The following is a 3,443-nucleotide window of genomic DNA, read 5'->3' as shown; positions in this document are numbered from 1 at the left end:
ATTTCGTCTATGACGGCTGGTACGGCATGTTCAGCATTTTTATTCCGGTTTACGGCTTTTTGATACTGCCGATTATTGCCAGCCTCAGCGGCCAAACCGCGCACTTTTTGGAACGCGCCGCCAAAACGCAATGGATGGCGATGATTTGTATCTTCTGTCTGTCCCATGTTCCGGCGCTGATGTTTCTAGATTTGGACGGCTTCGATAACAGCAATAATATCCTGTTGCTGATCTTCCTGATTGGCGTGGTGCAAGTATCAGATGTGTTGCAATACGTTTGGGGCAAACTGATTGGCGGTGCAAAAATCATGCCTTCACTTTCCCCGTCTAAAACCATTTCCGGCACAGTCGGCGGCATTTTGTCGGCTACAGCCATTGCCGCGCTGATGGCGCCGATTACGCCGTTCTCCCACGACCAAGCGGCCATTATCGGCTTTATCGTCTGCCTAATGGGCTTCTTTGGCGGCCTGGTTATGTCTGCCATCAAACGCGATTACGGTGTCAAAGACTGGGGTAATATGATACGTGGCCACGGCGGCATGCTTGACCGCGTGGATTCGATTTGTTTTGCCGCACCCGTGTTTTTCCACATCACCCGTTATTTCTGGAACGGCTAAACTTCAGGCCGTCTGAAAGCTGTTTTCAGACGGCCTTGAATATATGAAACTGCCAGCCCTACCAATTCGTTATACAATACGCGACATTGTTATTACATACACACAACATGAACAAACCCTCTCCAATCTTTCCCATTTTTCTTGCGACGATTATCTTCGCCCTCATTGTTTGGTCAGGCATCAATCCCCATGACCGCGCAGTCTGGTACGCCGAAATCATTCCCGTAGCATCCGTATTCTTCCTTTTGGTTGCCACCTACCGCATTTTCCGCTTCAGCAACCTGGCCTACTTATTCATGAGTTTTTGGCTGATCATGCATTCCATCGGTGCATACTACACTTTTGCCGATGTACCGTTTGAATCCATCAACCGCTTTGTCGAACCGATTTTGGGCGAAAACCGCAATCATTACGACCGTATTGCCCATTACATCATCGGCTTTTATGCCTACCCGATGGCTGAATGGCTGCTGCGCCGCAAGCTGTGCAATTTGCCGTTGGCCTTATTTTTCTCCCTGTTCTTCATTATGAGTGTGGCCGCCGCCTATGAAATCATCGAATGGCAATATGCCGTCATCGATGGTGGAGAGGCCGGACTGGAGTTCTTGGGCTCTCAAGGCGATATTTGGGACGCGCAAAAAGACATGCTTGCCGATACTTTGGGCGCGTTAACTTCTCTGTTTATTTTTGTATTTACCCGACCCGATAAACGCTTTGGTTTCTCTTAAATCTACCCCTTTACAGCAAAAGGCCGTCTGAAACCAGATTTTCAGACGGCCTTTTTCATTTTTCTACTGGTATGTTGGAACATTGGTAGACAATAATTGGAGCAGGTTGTCGGTCACCCATTTGAATATAATGGTTTAGATACCAATATCAAAGTGCGGCTACTGCCAATATAGAAAGCTTCATTAGAAACAATTTTGTCGGCAAGCCTGATCTAAGATTTGCCGCCAACGGTATAGACTCTATGCGTATGATGATGCGCATAGAAGATCATGACACCTTACTTTAACCGCAAATTGAAAGTAATACGAAATTGGGAACAATCACCCAAAACTACTCGACAGCGTCGAATAATCTTTCAGTGAGTAGTTCCTGAACCGTAGTACATCTACTTTAAATTGAATAATCTAGGTTTAAAACAAAAGGCCGTCTGAATGTTTCAGACGGCCTTTTGTATGTTTTTTCCATACGGTTTTATCAAATATAAAAAAGCGTACCTTTCTAGGTACGCTTTTTTTCAATCTGACTCAAAATTAGAATTTCGCGCCAGACTCGTTTGCCATAAAGTCTACAGCTGCTTTAACTTCATCATCACTCAGGCTGCCATTACCGCCTTTAGCCGGCATAGAATTAAAGCCTTCGATGGCATGTTTGTGCAGAGTGTCTTTACCTTGTTTGATACGAGGAGCCCAGTCTTCTTTTTTACCTACGACAGGAGCGCCTGGAATCATACCGCCATGACATGTTTTACAGTTGGCTTCAAAAACAGCTTTGCCATCTACCTTAACCGGAGCCGCTTCTGCTTTTTCAGCAGGTTTGGCTTCAGCAGCCGGAGCAGCTTTAGCATCTGAAGCTGCTTTATCGGCAGCAGGAGCTGAAGCAGCCGCCGGAGCAGAAGCATCGGCAGGTTGAGCTGCCGGAGCAGGCTCAGCTTTTTTAGCAGGAGTTTTTTTACCGTCTTTGTTGGATAAACCCCAAATATAGGCGGTCATGATGTGCAGCTTGTCTTTGTCGAGGAAGTGACCCCAAGCAGGCATTTGGCTGCTGCGGCCGTTGGTAATGGTTTCGGTAATCGCTTTTTGAGTACCGCCCCACAACCATACATCGTCGGTCAGATTCGGGCCGAGGCCTTGGATACCTTGACCTTTGTCGCCGTGACAAGTGAAACAGTTGGCAGGTGGGCCGCTAAACAGGACTTTACCGCGTTCTGCACGTTCTTCGTCATATTGGCCTTTAGGTTTAGAAAGAGACATAACATACTGTGTTACGTTTTTCACACCTTCTTCACCCAAAGCAGGACCCCATGCAGGCATGGCGGCAGTACGGCCTTTTTCAATGGTTTCCTGAATCTTTTCAGGTTCACCGCCCCACAACCAGTCGTCATCAGTCAGATTTGGGAAGCCTTTAGAGCCTTTGGCATCTGAGCCGTGACATTGGATACAGTAGGTATTGAAAAGGTTTTGTGCAATAGCACGGGCTTCAGGATCTTTAGCCACTTTTTCAATCGGCATATTGGAAAATTTAGCATACACTTTACCATATTGCTGATTGGCTTTGGCAACTTCTTCTTCATATTGACCATGGCTGCTCCAGCCCCACAGGCCTTTGTAATCGCCGATACCGGGATACATAATCAGATAGCCGACGCCAAACAGCCATGTGCAGACATAAAGCCAAAACCACCAATGTGGTAGAGGGTTGTTGTACTCCGAAATACCGTCCCACTCATGACCCGTGGTTTTTACTTCTTCGCCTTTTTTAGGGCGTTTCACAACATTTTGCGAAAGCAGAAGCCAAGCCAGGCCGATGAAGCTGAGCACGACGATAACGGCAATATATATATTCCAGAAACTACTGGTAAATTGGGATGTTGTGTTCATTATTTTGCTCCGTGATCACGGACTGACTGAGCTTGATCGTCCTTTTCAGACGGCCTTTGTTCGTCATTATCGAAAATACTGCTGGCTGCATCATCATAGTTTTTCTTATTGCGTCTATTGAACACAATATAGAGGACTAAAATAAAGCTGATGAATACCCAAACAGTAAAGAGCGAGCGAGCCCAGTTAGCGTCCATGATGTTACCTTACGTTTTTCAAT

General features: G+C 46.4%; 4 protein-coding genes. 2 read left to right on the top strand and 2 right to left on the bottom strand.

All coding sequences use genetic code 11. From position 1 onward, the window contains the following. Positions 1-617, top strand: a 617-nt coding sequence (locus tag ACTHUT_RS15960; protein WP_440419042.1) for a phosphatidate cytidylyltransferase, incomplete at its 5' end; no start/stop codon positions are given. Positions 618-724: 107 nt separating this feature from the next. Next, the gene (locus tag ACTHUT_RS15955) at positions 725-1,345 is read left to right on the top strand and encodes a DUF2238 domain-containing protein (RefSeq protein ID WP_049352548.1); all 621 of its coding nucleotides are present in this window, start codon (positions 725-727) and stop codon (positions 1,343-1,345) included. A 531-nt stretch (positions 1,346-1,876) separates the two neighbouring features. On the opposite strand, the gene ccoP is transcribed toward ACTHUT_RS15955, so the two are convergent. Together ccoP and ACTHUT_RS15945 are read right to left on the bottom strand one after the other, a co-directional pair. Continuing rightward, positions 1,877-3,223, bottom strand: coding sequence for a cytochrome-c oxidase, cbb3-type subunit III (ccoP, locus tag ACTHUT_RS15950; RefSeq protein ID WP_440419041.1), 1,347 nt, complete (start codon positions 3,221-3,223; stop codon positions 1,877-1,879). Continuing rightward, a complete protein-coding gene (locus ACTHUT_RS15945) occupies positions 3,223-3,420 on the bottom strand; it encodes a cbb3-type cytochrome oxidase subunit 3 (protein WP_003748776.1) in 198 nt (65 codons plus the stop codon). Before ACTHUT_RS15945 ends, ccoP begins: the two co-directional genes overlap by 1 nt. Positions 3,421-3,443: the final 23 nt, after the last annotated feature.

The organism is Neisseria sp. P0022.S010 (assembly GCF_051956635.1).
The sequence above is the reverse complement of the archived record's forward strand: the minus strand, read 5'-3'. Positions and strand labels throughout refer to the sequence as shown.